The sequence below is a fragment of the Streptomyces dioscori genome (assembly GCF_003024195.1).
GTDB lineage: Bacteria > Actinomycetota > Actinomycetes > Streptomycetales > Streptomycetaceae > Streptomyces > Streptomyces dioscori.
The window spans coordinates 590,543-610,886 of record NZ_KZ679038.1 but is presented as its reverse complement, the minus strand read 5'-3'; the positions used below and the strand labels follow the sequence as shown (position 1 = coordinate 610,886).

The 20,344-nt window shown below is 70.3% G+C and carries 18 protein-coding genes; 11 read left to right on the top strand and 7 right to left on the bottom strand.

Annotated elements, in window-relative coordinates; genetic code table 11:
- Positions 1–226: 226 nt before the first annotated feature.
- The 5 genes from C6Y14_RS02615 to C6Y14_RS02595 form a co-directional block, all read right to left on the bottom strand.
- Positions 227–2,821 (bottom strand): beta-glucosidase, encoded by a 2,595-nt coding sequence (locus C6Y14_RS02615; RefSeq protein WP_107014762.1) that lies wholly within the window; start codon positions 2,819–2,821, stop codon positions 227–229.
- A 92-nt stretch (positions 2,822–2,913) separates the two neighbouring features.
- Positions 2,914–5,529 carry an alpha-L-rhamnosidase gene (locus tag C6Y14_RS02610; RefSeq protein ID WP_107014761.1) on the bottom strand — a complete coding sequence of 872 codons (2,616 nt, stop codon included), beginning with the start codon at positions 5,527–5,529 and terminating at the stop codon, positions 2,914–2,916.
- A 79-nt stretch (positions 5,530–5,608) separates the two neighbouring features.
- Entirely contained in the window at positions 5,609–6,460 is an 852-nt protein-coding gene (locus tag C6Y14_RS02605) for a carbohydrate ABC transporter permease (RefSeq protein WP_107014760.1), read from the bottom strand.
- 4 nt (positions 6,461–6,464) lie between these two features.
- On the bottom strand, positions 6,465–7,349 hold the full coding sequence (locus tag C6Y14_RS02600; protein WP_107014759.1) for a carbohydrate ABC transporter permease: 885 nt from the start codon (positions 7,347–7,349) through the stop codon (positions 6,465–6,467).
- Between the two features lie 69 nt (positions 7,350–7,418).
- A complete protein-coding gene (locus C6Y14_RS02595; protein WP_107014758.1) occupies positions 7,419–8,735 on the bottom strand; it encodes an ABC transporter substrate-binding protein in 1,317 nt (438 codons plus the stop codon).
- Between the two features lie 294 nt (positions 8,736–9,029).
- On the opposite strand from C6Y14_RS02595, the gene C6Y14_RS02590 reads away from it, so the two are divergent.
- Positions 9,030–10,043 (top strand): LacI family DNA-binding transcriptional regulator, encoded by a 1,014-nt coding sequence (locus C6Y14_RS02590; protein WP_225890847.1) that lies wholly within the window; start codon positions 9,030–9,032, stop codon positions 10,041–10,043.
- A gap of 89 nt (positions 10,044–10,132) precedes the next feature.
- Here the strand turns inward: C6Y14_RS02590 and C6Y14_RS02585 are convergent, their stop codons facing one another.
- Positions 10,133–10,507, bottom strand: a complete 375-nt coding sequence (locus C6Y14_RS02585; RefSeq protein WP_225890895.1) for an ATP-binding protein — start codon at positions 10,505–10,507, stop codon at positions 10,133–10,135.
- A 236-nt stretch (positions 10,508–10,743) separates the two neighbouring features.
- On the opposite strand from C6Y14_RS02585, the gene C6Y14_RS43905 reads away from it, so the two are divergent.
- The 9 genes from C6Y14_RS43905 (at position 10,744) to C6Y14_RS02545 (ending at position 18,933) form a co-directional block, all read left to right on the top strand.
- Positions 10,744–10,917, top strand: a complete 174-nt coding sequence (locus C6Y14_RS43905) for a hypothetical protein (protein ID WP_159074153.1) — start codon at positions 10,744–10,746, stop codon at positions 10,915–10,917.
- Positions 10,918–11,058: 141 nt separating this feature from the next.
- Complete coding sequence (locus C6Y14_RS02580; RefSeq protein ID WP_107014755.1) at positions 11,059–11,910, top strand: STAS domain-containing protein; 852 nt, start codon at positions 11,059–11,061, stop codon at positions 11,908–11,910.
- Positions 11,907–12,278 (top strand): STAS domain-containing protein, encoded by a 372-nt coding sequence (locus C6Y14_RS02575; protein WP_107014754.1) that lies wholly within the window; start codon positions 11,907–11,909, stop codon positions 12,276–12,278. The genes C6Y14_RS02580 and C6Y14_RS02575 overlap by 4 nt, the downstream gene beginning before the upstream one ends.
- Positions 12,275–12,697 carry an ATP-binding protein gene (locus C6Y14_RS02570; RefSeq protein ID WP_107014753.1) on the top strand — a complete coding sequence of 141 codons (423 nt, stop codon included), beginning with the start codon at positions 12,275–12,277 and terminating at the stop codon, positions 12,695–12,697. Before C6Y14_RS02575 ends, C6Y14_RS02570 begins: the two co-directional genes overlap by 4 nt.
- Complete coding sequence (locus tag C6Y14_RS02565) at positions 12,685–13,752, top strand: ATP-binding SpoIIE family protein phosphatase (protein WP_107014752.1); 1,068 nt, start codon at positions 12,685–12,687, stop codon at positions 13,750–13,752. The genes C6Y14_RS02570 and C6Y14_RS02565 overlap by 13 nt, the downstream gene beginning before the upstream one ends.
- Positions 13,753–13,851: 99 nt before the next feature.
- Positions 13,852–15,222 (top strand): sensor histidine kinase, encoded by a 1,371-nt coding sequence (locus tag C6Y14_RS02560; RefSeq protein WP_225890894.1) that lies wholly within the window; start codon positions 13,852–13,854, stop codon positions 15,220–15,222.
- On the top strand, positions 15,219–16,823 hold the full coding sequence (locus C6Y14_RS02555) for a fused response regulator/phosphatase (RefSeq protein ID WP_107014751.1): 1,605 nt from the start codon (positions 15,219–15,221) through the stop codon (positions 16,821–16,823). The genes C6Y14_RS02560 and C6Y14_RS02555 overlap by 4 nt, the downstream gene beginning before the upstream one ends.
- Before the next feature lie 92 nt (positions 16,824–16,915).
- Positions 16,916–18,244 carry a sensor histidine kinase gene (locus C6Y14_RS02550; RefSeq protein ID WP_225890846.1) on the top strand — a complete coding sequence of 443 codons (1,329 nt, stop codon included), beginning with the start codon at positions 16,916–16,918 and terminating at the stop codon, positions 18,242–18,244.
- Entirely contained in the window at positions 18,241–18,933 is a 693-nt protein-coding gene (locus C6Y14_RS02545; RefSeq protein WP_107014750.1) for a response regulator, read from the top strand. Before C6Y14_RS02550 ends, C6Y14_RS02545 begins: the two co-directional genes overlap by 4 nt.
- A 13-nt stretch (positions 18,934–18,946) precedes the next feature.
- Here C6Y14_RS02545 and C6Y14_RS02540 read toward each other — a convergent pair whose 3' ends face one another.
- Positions 18,947–19,570, bottom strand: a complete 624-nt coding sequence (locus C6Y14_RS02540) for a flavodoxin family protein (protein WP_107014749.1) — start codon at positions 19,568–19,570, stop codon at positions 18,947–18,949.
- 269 nt (positions 19,571–19,839) lie between these two features.
- Between C6Y14_RS02540 and C6Y14_RS02535 the strand changes: the two genes are divergently transcribed.
- Entirely contained in the window at positions 19,840–20,196 is a 357-nt protein-coding gene (locus tag C6Y14_RS02535) for a ribosome maturation factor RimM (protein WP_107014748.1), read from the top strand.
- The last annotated feature ends 148 nt before the right edge of the window (positions 20,197–20,344 follow it).

Sequence of the window (20,344 nt, the reverse complement as noted above, 5' to 3'; positions counted from 1 at the left end):
TGATGTGCCGCCGGACCGGACGTGCCGCACGAAGGACCCGTGCGGCACGTCCGGCAGCTCTGCCGACGGCGCCGACCGGTGGCCGGCCGTGCCACTGTCGAGCCCGGCGGAGGGCACGGCCATCGGCAATATCACCGGTCTTCGACAAACCGGTTTTCAACGAGCCGGTTTTCAATGAGCCGGTCTTCGACGAGCCGGGTTTCGGCAGACTTCCCCTGGGTCCGGATCATTTGACGGTGATGCTGCCGACATGGTCGAGGTCGGCGGCGGAGCGTCCGACGTACACGGGTACCTGGCCGGTGGGGGTCACCCAGCGGCCGCCCCTCTCGTCCCAGTAGGACAGCGCGCGCCGGCTGACGGTGACACCGACACTCCTGCGCCGACCTGCTTCCAGCTCGACGCGGGCGAAGCCGACGAGGGTCCTGGCCGGGGTGTCGGCCCTGGTCGGCAGGTGGCCTGCGTAGACCTGGACCACCTCGGATCCCGTACGCCGGCCGGTGTTGTGCACCTCGACCGTGACCTCGGCGGCCTGGTCCCCACGGCCGAGGCTGCGCACGCGTGCCGTGCCGTAGCGGAAGGAGGTGTACGACAGCCCGTGGCCGAAGGGGAAGAGGGGCCTGGCACCGTGCTTGTCGTACCACTTGTAGCCGATGTAGATGCCTTCGTCGTACGCGATGGTGTTGGCGGGGTTGTCGTTATTGGCGCCGGTGTAGGTGGCGGGGCCCTGCTGTTCGTCGGCGGGGAAGGTGACGGGGAGCCGGCCGCCGGGTTCGGCGTCGCCGTAGAGGATGTTGGCGATGCCGGTGCCGGTCGCGGCGCCCTGGTACCAGGCCTGCAGGACGCCCTTCACCTTGCCCAGCCACGGCATGAGCACGGGTCCCGAGGTGTTGAGGACGACGACGGTGTTCGGGTTGGCGGCGGCGACGGCTTCGATGAGCCGGTCCTGGTCGCCGGGCAGGGAGAGGTTGTCGCGGTCGAAGGCCTCGCCGGTGTAGTTGTTGACGAACACCACCGCCACGTCGGCCTTCTTCGCCGTCGCGACGGCGGCCGGTATGAGCGACTCGGGCTGCCAGCCGAGGGTCAGGCCGGGACCCCGGAAGCCGGCGTCCCTGGTGCTGTACTCGACCGTGATGTCGACGGCCCTGCCGCCGGTCAGCTCGGTGACACCGCCGATCGCGCTCTCCTTGGGGCCGAAGAAGGAGTCCCAGAGGAAGCGGGACTCGTCCAGGAGCGTCACCCCGTCCACGACGATCTTCGCGGCGCCCGCCAGCAGGGCCGAGATACGGACCGGGCCGGTGACGGGCGGGGTGAGGCGGCCGGTCCAGCGGGCCGACCACGCGGCGGGGAGGGCGCCGACCGGGGCGCCACGGAAGTCGATGTTCCCCGCCGTCGTGGTGGTGAGCGGGCTGCCGGAGTGGTCCTCGCCCGCGAAGCACTCGGCGTGCAGGCCGGGCTCGCCGTCGGGGGTGGTGAGGACGGCACCCGGGATCGTGGGCAGCGCGACATCACCGAGACTGCCCTGGGAGAACAGCACTCGGGAGGCGCCCGACTTGGCCCTGATCGCGTCCAGGGCGGTGGTGAAGTCGCCCGGGTCGACGTAGGACGAGCCCTCCACACCGGTGATGGCGTCCTTGCCCGCCGGGCCGATCACGGCGACCGTCCTGTTCCTCGACAACGGCAGGAGGCCGCCCTTGTTCCTCAGCAGGACGGTGGCCTGCTCTCCGGTGATCCGGGCCAGCGCCTGGTGCGCGGCGGTGGTCACCACCTCGGCGGGTGTCTCCGGCAGCGGATGGTCGTAGGCACCGGAGGCGAACAGGGCGTACAGGATGCGGCGGGTGGCGTCCCGGGTGCGTTCCTGCGGGATCCGGCCGTCGGTGAAGGCGGCCTTGGGCGTGTCGGGGGTGAGGGCGGCGGAGTCGACACCGGCGTTGATCTCCGCGACCCGGTCCCCCGAGGGGTAGTAGTCGGTGCCGAGGTAGCCCTTGAGCCCGAGGTCGTTCTTGAGGGCGCCGATGAGGTGCGGGTTCTCGCAGGCGAACACCCCGTTGACCCGGGGGTAGGAGCCCATGACGGACAGGGCGCCGCCGCCGCGGACGGTGTGTTCGAAGGCCGGGTAGTGGACCTCGCGCAGGGCCCGCTCGGAGACCCGTACGTCAAGGGTGTTGCGGCCCTCCTCCTGGTTGTAGACGGTGAAGTGCTTGATCTGGGCGATGACGTCGTTCTTCTGGAAGCCCCGGGTGACGGCGGCTCCGATCAGCCCGTTGACGAGGGGGTCCTCGCCGTACGACTCGGCCTCGCGGCCGTTGCGGGGATTGCGGTCGATGTCGACGGTCGGGCCGAGCAGGACGTTCCAGCCCTTGCCGCGGGCCTCCGCGCCGATGGCAGCGCCGTAGCGTTCGGCCAGGGCGGTGTCGAAGGTCGCCGCCAGCGCGTTGGGGGCGGGGAAGGCGGTCGCTCCGGTGTCGCCGCGCAGGCCGTCGGAGGCGTCCACGCGGGTCATGGCCGGGACACCGAGGTGGGCGAGGGGCGCGAAGTCGGCCACGTCGACCGCCGTGACGAGCGTGATCTGCTCCTGGAGCGTCATGGCGGCGAGGAGGGCGTCGGCTCGGCGGGCGGCCGACTTCCTCCGGTCACGCCAGGGCTGAACGGCGGGGGCTGTCCGTGGGGCGGCTGTGGCTGCGGCAGCGGCGGTGGGGAGTCCGGCGGTCAGCGCCGCGGCGCCGCCCAGAGCGGCCACGGACACGGCGACGGCTTCGCGCCGGGTCGGTCCCCCGGAGCTCTTCGTGGATTCTTCTCCGGAACTTCCTCTGGAACGGGTCACTTCACACTCTCCTTCGAGCGTCGAGATCCTTCGAGCGGCAGCGGATGCTCTTTCACGAGGTGGTGCGTGGAGTCGGGCAGCGTCAACAGGGCTCAGGCGGCGCTGCGTTCGAGGTCGCGGGTGTCGAGGTGGTGCCGGCCGGGGCCCACGGCCAGCGGGGCGTGTCCCGGGAGTTCGACCACGCCCCGGCAGCCGTCGGGGACCGTGACCTCAGCGGTCATGCCCGAGCCGGTCTTGTCCGAGTCGGTCAGTTCCCAGGAGATGGCCGCCTCGCCGTAGGGCGTCTCGTGGCGGGCCCTGGCCCAGGTGATGCCACCGCCGGGACGCGGCCGGAAACGCAGCGTGCGGTAACCGGGGGAGGAGAGGTCGAGCCCGGCGACGACCCGGTGCATCCAGTCGGCGACGGCACCCAGCGCGTAGTGGTTGAAGGACGTCATCCCACCGGAGTTGAGGGTGCCGTCGGGCAGGAGGCTGTCCCAGCGCTCCCAGATGGTGGTCGCGCCCATGGACACGGTGTAGAGCCAGGAGGGGCACTCGGTCTGGGTCAGCAGCCGGTACGCCACCTCCAGATGCCCGGTGTCGGTCAGCGCGTCGCAGATCAGCGGGGTGCCGACGAAACCGGTGGCGATCCGGGCGTCGTCCTGGAGCACCAGTTCCGCGAGACGGTCACCCGCCCTCGACCGCTGCTGCTCGTCGTCCAGCAGACCGAAGACCAGAGCCACCGAGTACGCGGTCGGGGCGTCGCTGGTCATCCGGCCGTCCGGTCGCACATAGCGGGCCCGGAAGGCACGGGTCACCTCGTCGGCCAACTGCCCGTACCGTGCGGCCGCTTCCTGGTCCCCGAGTTCCCGGGCCGACCACTGGAGATGGCGGGCGGAGTGGGCGAAGTACGCGGTGGCGACCAGGTAGCGGTCGGTGCGGGCGCCGGCCGGGTCGTCGGGCGGGGCGATCGGGTCCAGCCAGTCCCCGAGCTGGTGCCCGGTGTCCCACAGCCGGCTCTCCCCGGCCAGCCGGTCCATCAGATCCACCCACGCACGCCCCATCGGGAAGTGTCGGCGGAGCAGTTCCAGGTCGCCGAAGCGCTGGTAGAGCACCCACGGGGTGAGGGTCGCGACATCGCCCCAGGCGGCGCCCGGCTGGATCGGTGTCCACTGGGGGCCGCCGGGGATGACCGGCACGTACCAGGGGACCGTTCCGTCGGGCAGCTGCTCGACGGCGACGTCGTCCAGCCACGAGTCGAGCATGCCGGCGCAGTCGTACAGGAAGGACGCGGTGGGGGCGAAGACCTGGATGTCGCCGGTCCAGCCGAGGCGTTCGTCGCGCTGGGGGCAGTCGGTGGGGATGTCGACGAAGTTGCCGCGCATGCTCCACACGACGTTCTCGTGCAGCCGGTTGACCAGGGGGTCGCTGCACTCGAACCAGCCGGTGCGGGTCATGTCGGTGTGGTAGACCCGGGCGGTTACGTCGTTCGCGGTGAACTGGCCCGGCCAGCCGCTGACTTCGGCGTAGCGGAAGCCGTGCAGGGTGAAGCGCGGTTCCCAGGTCTGCTCGCCGGAGCCGTCGAGGACGTAGGTGTCGGTGGACGCGGCACCGCGCAGGGGACGGGTGGCGAGTTCGCCGTCCTGGAGGGCTTCGGCGTGGCGCAGGGTGATGGTGGTGTCTGCCGGGCCGTCGACGGTGATGCGCAGCCGGCCGACGAGGTTCTGGCCGAAGTCCAGGACGTGGCGGCCGTCGCCCTTGGGGGTGACCGTGGTGGGTGACAGTTCCTGGGTGCGGCGGACGGGGGCGCCCTTGGGGGCGATCAGGGTGTGCGGGTCGCGGGTGCGGGTGGCGACCGGTGTCCACGACTCGGCCTTCTTCAGGCGGCCTTGTGGGGTCGACCAGTCGGTGTCGTGCAGGCGCGCGTCGAAGGTCTCGCCCTCGTAGAGGCCGCTGAAGAGGATCGGGCCGGGCGCGGCCTGCCAGGAGCCGTCGGTGGCGACGACCGCCGTGGTGCCGTCGGCCAGGGTGACTTCGAGCTGGGCGAGGAGGGACTGGTCGCTGCCGTAGAGGTCGCGGTAGCCGCCGTCGAAGCCGATGTGACCGCGGTACCAGCCGTCCCCGAGCCAGGCTCCGATGGTGTTGACGCCTGGCACGAGGTGCTCGGTGACGTCGTAGGTGCGGTAGCGCAGGCGTTCGCCGTAGACGGTCCACCCCGGCGAGAGGATGTCGTCACCGACCCGGCGGCCGTTGATCTCGGCCTCGTACACACCATGGGCGGTGACGTACAGCCGGGCCCGGAGCACCGGGGCGTCGAGGGTGAAGTCGCGGCGGACGAGGGCCGGGCGCCGGTCGGTGCCGGGCTCCTCGGGCCAGGCCGCGCCGACCGGTACGGCCCTCCAGTCGGCGGCGTCCAGGAGCCCGGCCTCGACCGTGCTCGGCTCGCTCCAGCCGGTCGGGTCCGCGGCCCCGTCCACCCACACCCGTACACGTACGCCGACCCGTGCACGGGAGTCGAGGGGCTCGCCGGGCCAGGGTACGAGGACTTGTTCCGCGTGGGCCGTGCGGCCGGTGCGGTGGCGGGCGCCGTCCCGGTCGAGTTCGATCTCGTAGGCGTCCTGGACGGCGGCTCCCCGGGGCAGACGCCACGTCAGGCGTGGCCGGGTGACGCCGATTCCGAGGCCGTCGGGCAGGTGCTCGAAGGTGACCGGGGCAGGCTGAGAGGACATGGGTGGGGGACCTTCCATGGATACGGGTGCGGACGGCCGGCGCCTGGCCGGAGCTGAGATCCCTTGCGGGGCGCGGCCGTCAACCCTTGACGGCTCCCGAGGTGAGGCCCTTCATCACCTTCTGGTTGAGGAAGAGGTAGATCACCAGGGTGCCGAAGACGTTGATGCAGATGGCGGCGAACAGCGGGCCGTACTGGGTGGCGCCGAAGTCGCCGGTGAAGTTGAGCAGGCCGACCTGGATGGTGCGCAGGTCCTGGCTGTTGGTGAAGGTCAGCGCGATCAGCAGGTCGTTCCAGATGAAGAAGAACTGCACGAGGCCGACGGTCAGGATCGAGTTGCGGACCATGGGCAGGCTGATGGTCCAGAAGGCGCGCAGGATGCCCGCGCCGTCGATGGTGGCCGCCTCGAACAGCTCGCGCGGGACGGTCTTGTAGTAGGTGGCCATCATGAACACCGTCAGGGGCAGGCCGGTGCCGGTGTAGGTGAGGATCAGCGGCCACAGGGTGCCGGACAGGCCGGCCTGGAAGTACACCGTGAACAGGGGCAGCAGGATCATCTGCGCGGGGACCATCATGCCGGTGAGGAAGACCAGCAGGGTCAGGCTGCGGCCCCTCCACACCATGACCTGGAGGGCGAACCCGGCGGCGGTGCCCAGCAGCAGGATCAGCGCGAGCGCCGGCAGGACGGCGAGCAGGCTGTTCTGCACGTACAGGCCGATGTGCCCGGTGGTCCAGGCGTCGGTGTAGTTGCCCCACTCCCAGGTGGTGGGCAGCGACCAGGTGGAGTTGTTGAGGTAGTCGTCGTTGGACTTCAGCGAGGTCAGGAACATCCAGACGAGCGGATAGACCTCGACGACCAGGAGACCCGCGACGACGAGCTTGACCCACAGGCGGCGCGGACGCCGGATCCTGACAGAAGTGTCGATGGCCATGGGTTCAGCCCTCCGTGGGGTCGCGGCGCGAGACGCGGAAGACGACCAGGGTCACCAGGAGACACACGACGGTCAGCAGCAGGGCGATGGTGCTGCCGTAGCCGTAGTCGCCGTAGGTGAACGACGTCTGGAACATGTACAGGGTCAGTGGTGTGGTCCCGCTGCCGGGACCGCCGTTGGTCAGTGCCACGATCGAGTCGAAGACCTTGAGCGTGCCGTTGATGCTGAAGATGACCGACGACATCAGCACCGGGAACGACATGGGCAGGACGATGTGCCGCACGAGCCGCAGACCGGACGCCCCGTCGAGGCGCGCGGACTCCAGGACCTCCTCGGGGATGTCCACCAGCCCGGCGAAGAGCAGGACGGCGTAGAAGCCCATGGAGCGCCAGATGTCCATGACGATCAGGACCCAGAAGGCGTGTCCCGCGCTGCCGAACCAGTCGACGGAGTCCAGACCCACCGCGTTGAGCAGGGAGTTGACCGGGCCGGTCTGCGGGGCCACCTGGAAGAACTTCTGGAAGAGCAGGCCGACGGCCACGGTGGGCAGTACGACGGGGAAGAACACCAGGGTGCGGACGAGCGCGGAGGCCCGCTTGAGGAAGAACACGTACAGCAGGGCCAGCAGATAGCCGGCGACGACCTGGCCGACGGTCACGACGACCGCGTACTTGGCGGTGAACCACAGGGCGTCCCGCACGGCGGGGTCGGAGAACAGGCGCTGGAAGTTGTCCAGGCCGTTGCCGGTGAAGCCCTCGACGGTGTTGCCCTCGGTGAACGAGTACCCGAAGGACCACACCATGGGGACCAGCATGATCAGGGAGTAGACGAGCAGGGCGGGACCGAGGAGGATCAGGACCGCCTTGCGGTCACCGAGTACGCGGTGCATGGAGGGGTGTCCAGTTCGTGAGGTGTCAGGCTGTCGTCGGCGGGGGCCCGGTCGCCGGGCCCGTCCGCCTCACTTCTCGGCCAGGGCGTCCTGCACGGTCCGCATGAACTTCTCGGGGCTCAGGCTGCCGGCGACCAGACCGGCCGCGTTGCTCTGGCTGACCGTGGTGGCCTTGGTGGAGAACAGGGCCTCGAACCAGAGCACGTTCTGCTTCGACGCGCTGATCGTCTCGCGGACCTGCCCGGTGACCTCGTTGCTGTTCTCGACCGGGGTGTTGACCTTGAAGCCGGAGATCGCTCCCTGGTCCTTGAGGGCGGTGCTGCCGTAGTTCTTGGCGATGCAGGACACCCAGGCGCCGGTCTTCTTGTCGAAGGACTTGGCGCCGAGGGTGATGCCCAGGCCGACGTTGGAGGGGTACTGCTCGATCGAGCCCTTGCCGCCCTCGACGGCCGGGAAGGGCATGAAGCCCACGTTGTCGGCCCCCACCTTGTTCTGCTTCTCGTCGGCGATGTTCGCCAGCGCCCAGCTGCCCATGTAGAGCATGCCGGCCTTGCCGCTGAGGAACTCGTTCATGGAGGTGTCGTAGTCGATGGAGCCGACACCCTTGCCGAAGTAGCCCTTCTTGCCGAGCGCGGCCACTTCCTGGGCCGCCTTGACGTACGCGGGGTCCGTCAGCTTCGCCTTGCCGTCGGCCACGGCCTGGAGGGCGTCGGGGCCCAGGCTGCGGTAGAGATAGCCGCTGATCAGCCGGGTCAGGGGCCAGCCCTGCTGGCCGGAGGCCGAGAACGGCTGGATGCCCTTGGCCTCCAGCTTGGCCGCGGCGGCCACCAGTTCGCTCCAGGTCCCGGGCACGCTCAGCCCGTTGGCGCTGAAGATCTTCTTGTTGTAGAAGATCCCCTCGATGTTGTACTCGTAGGGCAGGACCTCCACCTTGCCGCCGTACAGCGCCTTGATGGTGGAGACGGCGGCGGGCTCCAACTGGTCGAATACGCCGAGTGACGTGAGCTTGGCCTCCAGGTCGGCGACCTTGCCGGACTTGTACAACTGCTGCGTCAGGGCAGGGGCGTTGCCCGCCGCGAACTGGACCGGCAGCGCGTCCTGACCGGCCAGCAGCTGCAGTTTCTGGTCCAGGCTCGCCTGCGGAACGGTCTCCACCTTGAGCGGCAGACCGTCCTGGGCGGTCTTGCACTCACCCTTGGACAGGGTGGTCAGTGCCGTCTTGACGGTCGTGTTCTCCGTGACGCTCAGGTAGCTGAAGTTGTCGGGTGCGGAAGCGGAACCTCCGCCAGTGCCTCCGCAGGCGGAGACGAGGACGACCAGGGCGGCGGCGCTCGCGGTCGAGCCGGCGAGGCGGGACCTTCTGGCGGAGGTCGAGGAGGTGATCACAGCATGGCTCCCTGTCATCGTGGGACGAAAGGCGCGATGGAGGCGCGACGAAGGCGCAGGGCGAAGGCCCTGCGAAAAGTCTGAGGGCGAGAGTTTGTATAACGTTCTCTAAGCCGAAGTGCGCACCACAGTGCACGCAGCGAAAGCCGTCGTCAAGACATCGCGCCGCAACATCGTAGAAAAGCCGACTACATCTGGCGTCCGTACCGGATCGTCCTGTAGAACGTTGTCCTCAGCTGGACGGCACCTCAGGGGGCAGCGCGCATGGAGCAGGGATCACAGCGGAAGAAGCGTGTGACGATCACGGACGTCGCGCGTCACGCGGGAGTGTCCACCGCCGCGGTCTCCAAGGTCATGCGCAACGCGTACGGGGTCAGCGCGGCCATGCAGGAGAAGGTCCGGGCCGCCATGGCGGAGCTGGACTACCGGCCGCATGCCGCCGCACGTGGCATGCGCGGCCGGACCTACACCATCGGCATCCTGCTGGACAACATCCGCAACACCTTCTTCGCCGACATCCTCGACGGTGTCCGCGACGAACTGCGGGACAGCGAGTACACCGTGCTGATCGGTGCGGCGGGCTTCGACGCCGAGGCCCAGGACAAGACCATCCGGTCCATGGTCGACCGTCAGATGGACGGTCTCGTCCTGATCGCCCCCGGCATCCAGCGTTCCGAGGTGCTGGCCACCGCCCAGTCGACGCCCACGGTGGTCATCGGCCACCACGACGCCTCCGACCTGCACGACTCCGTTGTCGACGCCGACGGCTCCGGTGCCTCTCTCGTCGTGGACCACCTGGTGTCCCTCGGGCACCGCAACATCGCGCTGGTCTCCTCTCCCGGGACCCGGGCGAGCAAGTGGGCCCGTACGCCGGAGATCGTCCTGAGCAACGGGTACGCCGAGGCGATGGGCCGCCACCAGCTCGCCGAGCACACCCGGATCTGCCGGACGTCGTACTCCGACGAAGGCGGCTACAAGGCCGGTATGAGCCTGCTGACCGCGGGGGACCGGCCCACCGCGATCATGACGGGAGCCGACGTGGCCGCCCTCGGTGTCTGGCGGGCGGCCCACGAACTGGGCCTGCGGGTGCCGCAGGACGTCTCCCTGGTGGGCTACAACAACACCGCCATCGCCGACCTCGCCACCGTGCAGCTCACCAGCGTCGACCAGGCCGGGCACGACATGGGGGCCACCGCCGCACGGCTGCTCATCGAGCGGGTGGAGGGCCGGCGTGAGCACGCCGTCCAGACGACCATGACACCGCGTCTCGTCGTCCGGGGGAGCACTTCGGTGCCGCCGGCGGTCTGAGGGGGTGGTTCACCGGGGTGCGGCGGTGCCGGACGATGCCTGCGGCCGGGTCGGTTCAGCGGGTCGGGCCGCCGGTTCAGTGTGCCGTTTCAGTGCGCCAGGGCGATGGACGCGGTGACGCGCTTGCCGGCCGGTTCGAGGTCCACCCGGAACTCCTGGGCTACGGCCATGACGATCTCCAGGCCGTGCTGGCCGACTCTGCGTGGGTCGACGGACCGGGCCACGGGCCTGGCGCCGACGCTGTCGTGCACGCTCACCGCCACCACCGCGTCGGTGATGCGCAGCTCCATCCGCAGGGGGCCCGGGGCGTATTTGTGGGCGTTGGTGACCAGCTCGCTGACCACCAGCTGTGTGAGGTCGGTGGCGCGGGCGGAGACGGGTACGCCGTGGTCCGTTCTGGCGCGGGCCAGGAAGTCGGCGGCGAAGCGTCGTGCCTCGGCGATGCAGGCGCCGCCTCCGTTCATGGAGACGGCGGCGGCTATGGCATGGGCTTGCGACGGCCCCGCGCCGCCTCTCCCGACTGACTCCACTTTTTGTCCACCTTCGTTACCGTTGTCCGTGCGCGGCTACCCTGTTTGGCGTGACACATGCTGCTTCCGCTACGATCGACCACTTGTTCGAGCGCGGCGGCACGGGTCGGCGGGGCGGGTTTGAGGCACGAGCTCCGGCCTGAGCCGCATCGGCAAACCGAGTCGAGGACATGGTGACAGACGCATATCCCGCACAGTCCGGCCAACTGTCGGTGACCCGTTCCGACGTCGGCGGTGTCCGCGTCGTCAGCCTGCGCGGCGAACTGGACCATGCCGCCCGTGACGCGGTCGGCGACGCCCTCATCCCGTGCCGCCCCACCCTGCGTCAGGCGCTGGAGAGCTGACCCGCGCGGGCCCCGGCGGCGTTCGCCGTCAAGGGCCCCGGCACGGGCCTTCCCGAGGTCGCACCTGTCCTTGAGGGCACGTGCCGTAGGCTTCGCAGGTCGTCCCTGACACGTAAATATGAACATTGAAGGAGCGCCGGAATGGCGAAGCGAGACAGCGCTGCGGACCTGGTAGGGCTCTTGACGATCGAGGGTCAGGACCTGGCCGCGGCGTGGGTGCGGGAGGTGTCGGGGTCGCTGGGAGGGCGCGTCGGCACCGCCGAACTCGACCGCGAGCTGCGGGAGCTGTACGACGCCCTGGTGGACGCGCTGCGTCAGGGGGCCACCGACGTCCACTCGGAACAGATGTCCGAAATCCGTGCGCTGCTGACGGAGCTGTCGAGGAACAGGGCCCGGCAGGGGTTCTCGCCGACCGAGACCGCGATCAGTGTCTTCGCCCTGAAGCGCGTGCTCGAACCCGTCCTGCAGGACGGCACCGCCGACCAGATCCGTGCCTATCTGCAGTTCAACGGCATCCTCGACGGACTGGGCCTCTTCGCGATCGAGACCTACACGCAGACGCGCGACGAGCTCATCGCCGCGCAGGCCGAGCAGCTCCTTGAGCTGTCCACGCCGGTGGTGCGCCTGTGGGACGGGGTCATCGCCGTGCCGCTCGTCGGCACGCTGGACTCGGCGCGCACGCAGGTGGTGATGGAGAAGCTGCTGCAGGCGCTCGTGGACACGGGTTCGGAGCAGGCGATCATCGACATCACGGGCGTTCCCGCGGTGGACACCCAGGTCGCCCAGCACCTGCTCAAGACCATCGTCGCCGCCCGCCTCATGGGCGCCGAGTGCACCGTGTCCGGCATCAGCCCGCAGATCGCGCAGACCATCGTCGCGCTGGGCATCGAGTTCGACGACATCGTGACGAAGGCCAGCCTGGCCGACGCCCTCAAGCTGGCGCTGCGCCGGTCCGGTGTGGACCTCGTCGCCCACGAGGGTGCGCAGCGATGAGCGAGCGCCTTCCGATCCTGCGTATCGGAGACATCCTGCTGGTGTCCGTCCAGTTCGATCTGGAGGACCAGATGGTGCTGAACCTCCAGGAGGACCTGGCGAACGAGATCGTCGCCAAGTCCGCCCGGGGCGTCGTCATCGACATCAGCGCCCTGGAGATCGTCGACTCCTTCGTGGGGCGCATGCTCGCGACGGTCGCCGCCATCTCACGCGTGCTCGACGCCAGGACGGTGGTGGTGGGCATGCGTCCCGCCGTGGCCATCACCCTCGTCGAGCTGGGCCTTTCGCTCGGCGGGGTCAGCACTGCCCTCGACCTTGAGAAGGGGCTGGCGAAACTGCGTCAACCCACCAGTTCGGCCTTGCGGTGACAGCGCCCTGGACTGCGGGCGAAGACCCACAGGTCCATCCCATCGCGCGCAGCGGGGATCTCGTGCACATCCGGCAGGCGATCCGGACGCTGTCCCAGGAGTGCCGGCTGTCCCTGGTCGACCAGACGAAGATGATCACTGCGGCGAGCGAACTCGCCCGCAACACCCTCATCTACGGCGGCGGGGGCACCGTCAGCTCCGGACTGGTCAGCGCGAACGGCAAACGGGGCGTGGCCGCCGTCTTCGAGGACTCCGGCCCCGGTATCGCCGATGTCGAGCAGGCCATGACGGACGGCTGGACGTCCGGCGGCGGCCTCGGCCTCGGCCTCAGCGGCGCCCGGCGCCTCGTCGACGACTTCCAGCTCGTCACCGCGCCCGGTGAGGGAACGACCGTGACCATCATCAAGTGGGTGCGGTGAACACCGCCACCGCCCTGAACTGCGAGGACATCGCGTGGTTCAGGGACGGCGCCTCCCTGGCGGCTGCCGCCAGGGGCGCGGCCGCCACGCTGGCCAGGCGCATAGGACTGAACAGCCACCGGGCCGCCGAGGTCGCCCTCGCCGTCACCGAGGCCGCCACGAACGTACAGCGGCATGCCGACGACGGAGCCCTGCTGCTGCGCGTGGTGCGGTCCGGGGACCAGGCCGGTGTGGAGTTCCTCACCGTCGACTCGGGGCCCGGTATGACGGACGTTCCCGCAGCGCTGGCCGACGGATCGTCCAGCGCGGGCACCCTGGGCATCGGCCTGGGCGCGGTCGCCCGCCTCGCGGACCAGTTCGACCTGCACTCCGTGCCGGGCCGCGGCACGGTCATGGCCGCTCAGTTCTGGCCGCGCACCGCGGACGGCCGGGCCGTCGTCGCCTCCCGGGACCTGTCCACCGCCGCCGGGGTCACACGGCCCATCAGTGGGGAGACCGTGTGCGGGGACGCCTGGGCCGTCCGTACCGACGACAGCGTCGCCGCCGGGGACCGCCCGGCGATCCTGGTGATGCTGTGCGACGGACTGGGGCACGGACCCCTCGCCGCGCGCGCCAGCCAGGCCGCGGTCAAGGCGTTCCACGACACCCGTGATCTCAGTCCGGCGGGCGCCCTCGGCGCGATCCACCTCGCCCTGCGCGGCACACGTGGCGGCGCGGTCGCCGTGGCGCGGATCGAGCCGGCCGCCGGACGGGTGCTGTACTGCGGAATCGGCAACGTGAGCGGCTTCCTCGTGGGCGACGACGGCCGCCGGGCCCTGCTGTCCGCACCCGGTATCGTCGGAGCGCAGATGCGGCGACTGCGGACGTTCGAGGAAGCGCTCCCGGCCCACGGCGCCCTGGTGATGCACTCCGACGGTCTGACCGAACGCTGGGACCATGGAACCCTGCCCGGTCTGCTGAGCCACACACCGCTCGTCATGGCCGGTCAGCTGCTGCGAGAGGCAGGAGTGCGACGCGACGACGCCAGCGTCGTGGTGATCAAGGGGGCATGGTGACCGGCGGAGGGCGGGACGAGCGTGGTGTCTGACCGGGGATCCCGCGGCGACGCGGCCCACCACGACCAGTCGTCCGCCGCCGGCCCCGCCCGCACGGCGGTGCCGTTCGTCCTGTCCTCGTCCCAGGACGTGTTCGGCCTGCGGCGGACCGCGCAGCAGGCGGCGGCGGCCATGTCGCTGGAGCGACAGGACCAGGTCCGGCTGGCGACCGCGCTGAGCGAACTCGGACGGGACCGGCTCGGCTGCCGCGGTCTGGAGGTCTCCTTCGGCCTGGTCCCACCGGGCCGGCCCACGGCCCTGCTCGTCACGTTCGTGTGGACCGGCGGCCCGCCCCCGGCGCAGGAAACGCTCGACCTGGCCGCGAAGCTCGTGGGGGTCGAGTACGAGGCCGGCCCGGCAGGGGGCCGCATCGTCGTGAGGCAGCCTCTCACCCCCGACGCCGGCGGTGCGGCCGAGCAGCACGCCCGGCTGGCGGAGGTCCTCCAGGCATCCTCCCGGTCGACCGAGGCGGACGACCTGCGCGCCCAGACCCGCGACCTGATCGCCACCCTGGAGGAGACCCGCGCCCAGCGGGAGGAACTGCGCCATCTGAACGAGGAGCTGGAGGAGACCAACCGGGGCGTCCTCGCGCTGTACACCGAGCTGACGCAGGAGCTGGAGGACACCAACAGCGGTGTTCTCGCGCTCCACACCGAGTTGGAGGACAAGCGCCACCAGTTGCAGGAGGCGAGCGAGGCCAAGACCCGCTTCTGGACGAACATCAGCCACGAACTGCGCACCCCGGTCAACTCCGTGGTCGCCCTCTCCACCCTGATGCTGGCCCCCAGCTCCCCGGACCTCACCGTCGAGCAGCGGGAACAGGTCGAACTCATAGGATCGGCCGGCCACACGCTCCTGTCGCTCGTGAGCGACCTGCTCGACGTCGCCAAGGCCGAGGCCGGTCACCTGGAGATCCATACGGAACCGGTGGATCTGCGGCTGCTCGTCGCCCACCTCAGAGGCCTCATCCTGAGCAGCCACGGACACGAACGGGTGACCCTCGTCACTCCTCGCCCCGAACAGCAGCCCGCCCTGGTGACCGACGAGACGCTGCTGGTCCGCATCCTGCGCAACCTCCTCTCCAACGCCCTCAAGTTCACCGAGCGCGGCGAGGTACGCCTGGAGATCGACGTCGATCCCGAACCCTCGGCCCCCGCCGTCCTGTTCACCGTCACGGACACCGGGATCGGCATCCCGCCCGAAGAACTCGGCCGGGTCTTCGAGGTCTTCTACCAGGTCCGCGGCCCCCACCAGAGCGGACGGCCCGGCACCGGCCTCGGCCTGCCCTACGCCCGTACGCTGGCCGAACTGCTCGGCGGAACCCTCACCCTCACCAGTACCGTGGGCGTAGGCACCAAGGTGGAGGTCCGGCTGCCGGATCTGGGCCATGAGTACACGCAGCAACCGCAGAACCGAAAGGGCGGGCCGTGACCGACAGTGCCCAGGAGCGTCTGCCCGCGACCGTCCTGGTCGTCGACGACAACGAGACGAACCGTTACGTCCTCACCAGCTGGCTGCAGCGCGCGGGACACTCCGTCATCAGCGCCAGCACGGGAGAGCAGGGCCTCGACCGGCTGCACGGCGGACCGGGCACGCTTCCGGACATCGCGATCATCGACGTCCGGCTGCCCGACATGAGCGGCTTCGAGGTCAGCGAACGGGTCAAGAACAGCCCGCGGACCGCACATCTGCCGATCATCCAGATCTCCGCCGCCGCCATCACCCCCGACGATCACGCGGAGGGGCTGAGACGGGGCGCGGACGCCTACCTCGACCAGCCCATCGACCCCGGCGAGCTCCTCGCCACCGTCTCCGCCACCCTGCGCTACGCCAGGGCACGGCAGCGCGCCGAGAAGCTCGCGCACCGCCTCATAGCGCTGAACCAGGCGACGCTCGACGTCTACAGCGCCGTCGGCTTCCACTCCTTCGCCTCGGCGGCCACCGGCGGCGCCGCCGCCGTCCTGGACAGCCCCGCCAGCGCGGTGTTCCTCTCGCCCCAGACGCAGGCCGTGCACAGCATGACCGACGACGCCCAGGCCACCGTACGGATCCATCCCGCGCACCCGGGCCTCCTGAAGCAGCTCGCGGCCCACAGTCTGAGCCAGGACACCGGCGTCGCGATCGTCCGTGTCCCGCACGGCCAGTGGCAGGCCATGCTGCCCGGCGACCACCTCGCCGGAGATGTGGCGCTCGCGGTGGCCCGCACCAAACGCGGCCGTCCCCCCGTGTGTCTTGCCGTCCCCGTGACCGCCCTGCGCAGCGCCGACGACGAACAGCTCCTGCAGCAACTGGCCAACGCCGGCGCCCTCGCCCTCGAAGCGCTGCGGACCTACAACGAGGAACACGCCCTGGGCCTGGCCCTGCAGCGCTCCTTCCTCCCCAAGGAGCTGCCGACCGTCCCGGGCGTCCAGCTGGCCTTCCGCTACCTCCCCGCCTCCGAACACGCGGAGATCGGGGGAGACTTCTACGAAGCGGTGCGCACGGTGGGCGGTCTGCTGCTCGCCATCGGAGACGTCGTCGGGCACTCGGTGACCGCCGCGACCGTCATGGGCGAGGTACGCCACGCACTGCGGGCCTACGCCGTCGAAGGGCACCCTCCGCACCACATCCTGGACCGGCTGGAAACGCTGCTCGGCCAGTCCCAGCCCGGCATCACCGTCACCCTGTGCCTCGTACTGGTCGAACCGGACGAACGCCGCCTGCACATAGCCAACGCGGGCCACCTCCCGCCGCTGGTGATCGACCCGGAGAAGGGGCCGCGGTTCCACGAACCCCACGGCCCGCTGATCGGCCTCGGCCTCCCGCATCCGCCGCCCACCGTGGTGGAGGCCCCGCCCGGCACCCGGCTGCTCATGGTGACGGACGGTCTCGTCGAGGTACGGACCGCCCATCTGGACGCCACCCTCGCCGAGTTCCGCGAGGCCGTGGCCGACGGGCCGACCGATCTGGAGGAGATGTGCGACCTGCTCCTCGCACGCTTCGGACAGAACAAGGACGACGACATCGCCCTCATCACCGCACTGTTCACATAAGGCCCCCGCGGCCGGATCACCCGGGGTCCGGCGGGCGGGAACTGGACGACAGGGCCTAGGCTCTGCCTGTGCTCGGATCAGCGGGGTCGGACTTGAGGAAGAACACGCCTGTTTTCGCGGCCCGTTGGGGTGCGCTGGGCGTGCTGGGCCGGGACGCGGTGTTCACCGTGCTGCTCGCCCCGCTGGTGTTCGCGCCGGTGACGGCCCCGATCGGCGCACAGTTCGGAGACTTGCCGGAACGAGCGCCCGGACTGCCGGGTGCGCTGGTGACGGCCGCCCTCTGGCTGCCGCTCGTGCTGCGGCGCAGATGGCCCGCCGTGTGCCTCGCGCTGATCGCGGGCGCGTTCGCGGTCCATGAACTGGCCGGCTATCCGAAGACCTGCGCGAGCCTCGGCCTGTACATCGCGCTGTACAGCCTCGGAGCCCACGGAAAGCGTGCCGTCGGCATGCGCCGCGCTCTGCCGGTCGCCGTCGCGGTCACGGCGTTCACGCTGTTCGCGCTCGGGCTGCACCACAGGGGGTCGCCCCAGCAGGTGCCCGACTTCGTCCTCATGTTCCTGATCCTGGGGGTGTGCTGGGCCGTCGGCAGGACGGTACGGGCCCGGCAGGAGGGGGAGGCGGAGCGGCGCCGGCTCAGTGTGGAGGCGGCGATGGCACGCGAACGGGCCCGTATCGCGCGGGAGTTGCACGACGTGGTGACCCACCATGTGACCGCCATGGTGGTCCAGGCGGATGCCGCCCAGTTCCTGCTCGCCGACGCGCCCGAGCGGGTGGAGACCGGACTCGAAGCGATCAGCGACTCCGGGCGGCGGGCCCTGAGAGACCTCCAGCATCTGCTGGGCGTACTGAAGGCGTCCGGCGAGACGACCGGCGACACGTCCGTCGGTCCGTCCGGCGGCAGGGCGGCCGACGGCTCCGCAAGCGCGTCGTCCACGCCGGACCGTACGCCGGAGCCGGGGCGGCTGAGTGATCTGGTCGAGCAGACCCGGACCGCCGGACAGCCCGTGGAACTGGCGGAGCGGGGTGAACGGCGGGAGCTGGCCACCGCGGTGGAACTGGCCGCGTACCGCGTGGTGCAGGAGGCGCTGACCAACGCGCTCAAGCACGCCCCGGGCCACCGGACGCTCGTCCAGGTCCACTACGGCCGCAAGGACGTGGAGGTCGAGGTGACCACCGAGGGAACGCCCGCCACGGTCGCCACGGCGCACGCCCAGCGGCGCAGACCACCCCTGGGCCGGGGCGGCGGCCACGGCCTGATCGGGCTGCGTGAACGGGTGAGTGTGTTCGGCGGTGAACTGCTCGCAGGCGGCCGGCCGGACGGCGGCTTCAGCGTCCGCGCGCGCATACCCTCCGCGGGACACGGCGAAGCCGCGGCGCACGGGACGCACCGGGGGCACGAAGCGCACGGGGGAGAGGTATGACCGGGCCGGGCGCCGGGGCGCCGATCAGGGTCCTGGTCTGCGACGACCAGGAACTCGTACGCACCGGCTACGTCACCATCTTCACCGCGCAGCCGGACATCGAGGTCGTGGGAGAGGCCGGGGACGGCCGCACGGCGGTGGAGATCGCGCGACGGCTGCGCCCGGACGTGGTGGTCATGGACATCCGCATGCCCCTGCTCGACGGCATCGAGGCGACCCGGCTGCTCGCCGGACCCGGCGTCGTCGATCCGATGCGGGTCCTGGTGGTCACCACCTTCAATCTCGACGAGTACGTGTACGAGGCACTGCGGGCCGGGGCGAGCGGCTTCCTGCTCAAGGACTCGCCCCCGCGCGACCTGGTGCACGGCATCCGGACGGTCGACGCGGGCGAGTCACTGCTGGCGCCCGCCGTCACCCGGCAACTCGTCGGCAAGTTCGCCGACCGGCTCCGCCGGCCCCAACGGCACCCCGCCGCAACGGCGTTGGCCGCTCTGGCGCCGCGCGAGACGGAGGTGTTGAAGCTGATCGCCGAGGGCCTGTCCAACACCGAGATCGCCGACCGGATGGTCATCAGCCGCGAGACCGTCAAGACGTACGTGTCCCGCATCCTGACCAAGCTGGATCTGCGGGACCGGGTCCAGGCGGTCGTGCTGGCCCACCGGGTGGGCCTGGTCGGCGCCCACGACTGAGCGCGGGCTCCGGTCAGCTCGACGGGTACGGGGACGCCTTGAGCTGCCGGGCCAGATGGGCCGTGTTGGCCGCCAGCGTGGCCGTCGTGGCGGAGGTGGCCTCGGGGGTCTTGTCAAGGTCCTGGTAGTCGGTGCCCTGCATGGCTTCACCCACCCAGTAGGTGACCGCGTTCGGGGCGAGTGAGAAACCCACGTCGTTGAGCCCCTGGAAGAGGTCGGCGCTCACCTTGTGGGCCCCGTCCTCGTTGCCGACGACACATACCGCGGCGACCTTCCCGTAGGTGAGCGGCCGCCCCTCGTCGTCCGTCTCGGAGATCTCCGCGTCCAGCCGCTCCATGACCCGCTGGGCGATGCTCGACGGGTGGCCCAGCCAGATCGGCGTGGACAGGACCAGGATGTCGGCGCCCAGGATCGTGTCCCGGATCCCCGGCCATGCGTCGCCTTCCCCCATGTCGGTCTGCACTCCGGGTCGGACGTCGTGGTCGGCGATCCGGATCACCTTGCCGGTGACGCCGTGCTCGCCCAGCGCCGCCATGGTCTGCTCGGCCAGCAGCTGCGAACTGGAGGCGGCGGGCGACGGCGACAGGGTGCAGACGAGTGCGACAGCCCGCAGAGGGGTCGTTTCTGTGGTGGTCATGGCGCAGGAGTACCCCTCCCTGCGTCCGCGTACCGGAGTTCACCGGAGAGGCGCAGGCCCGGCGGGGTGCCGGGCGCGTCGGCAGGGTGTGGCGGCACTGTTTCTTGTTCCGTTTCTCTTTCCGGCCCGAATCGGGTGCGTGAAGCCCCGGACGAGGGGCACCCGCCGCACTGACGGCGGTGACGAAGATCGCCGTGCACGACGTACGGAGTAAGAGAGGGCCGGCGGGAACCCCGCTGCCCTCTGTTTACCGGAGGAGTTGTTTTCGCGTGACTGAAAGTGTGTGGGGTTACAAGTCGACCGCGGGTCGTCTGGCGGGCGTCGACCTGACGGGTTACAAGGTCGAGGCCACGGACGGCAACATCGGCAAGGTCGACAAGCACTCCGACGACGTCGGTGACGCTTACCTGGTGGTGGACACCGGTGTGTGGATCTTCGGCAAGGAGGTCCTGCTCCCCGCCAGCACGGTCGTCAGCATCGACCAGGGCGAGCAGAAGATCGTCGTCGACCGCACCAAACAGCAGATCAAGGACGCCCCGGAGTTCGACCGCGACAAGCACCTGGGCGACCAGGGCTACCGCGACGAGCTGGGCACGTACTACGGCACGGGCGGCCCGCGCATCTGAGCCGGACCTGTTCCGCATCACGCGACGGCCCCGGGACTCCTCCAGGAGTCCCGGGGCCGTCGCGGTGCCCCGGACCGCGCGGCCGCACGCGGCACTGAGAAGATCGCCTGCACCATGTGTCCGTCGCAACCCGGAAGGAACCAACGAA

Excerpts from the sequence above, each read along its gene's own strand:
- C6Y14_RS02610 (WP_107014761.1), bottom strand. The coding sequence starts at position 5,529 with ATGTCCTCTCAGCCTGCCCCGGTCACCTTCGAGCACCTGCCCGACGGC.
- C6Y14_RS02605 (WP_107014760.1), bottom strand. The coding sequence starts at position 6,460 with ATGGCCATCGACACTTCTGTCAGGATCCGGCGTCCGCGCCGCCTGTGG.
- C6Y14_RS02600 (WP_107014759.1), bottom strand. The coding sequence starts at position 7,349 with ATGCACCGCGTACTCGGTGACCGCAAGGCGGTCCTGATCCTCCTCGGT.
- C6Y14_RS02585 (WP_225890895.1), bottom strand. The coding sequence starts at position 10,507 with ATGAACGGAGGCGGCGCCTGCATCGCCGAGGCACGACGCTTCGCCGCC.
- C6Y14_RS43905 (WP_159074153.1), top strand. The coding sequence starts at position 10,744 with ATGGTGACAGACGCATATCCCGCACAGTCCGGCCAACTGTCGGTGACC.
- C6Y14_RS02580 (WP_107014755.1), top strand. The coding sequence starts at position 11,059 with ATGGCGAAGCGAGACAGCGCTGCGGACCTGGTAGGGCTCTTGACGATC.
- C6Y14_RS02575 (WP_107014754.1), top strand. The coding sequence starts at position 11,907 with ATGAGCGAGCGCCTTCCGATCCTGCGTATCGGAGACATCCTGCTGGTG.
- C6Y14_RS02545 (WP_107014750.1), top strand. The coding sequence starts at position 18,241 with ATGACCGGGCCGGGCGCCGGGGCGCCGATCAGGGTCCTGGTCTGCGAC.
- C6Y14_RS02540 (WP_107014749.1), bottom strand. The coding sequence starts at position 19,570 with ATGACCACCACAGAAACGACCCCTCTGCGGGCTGTCGCACTCGTCTGC.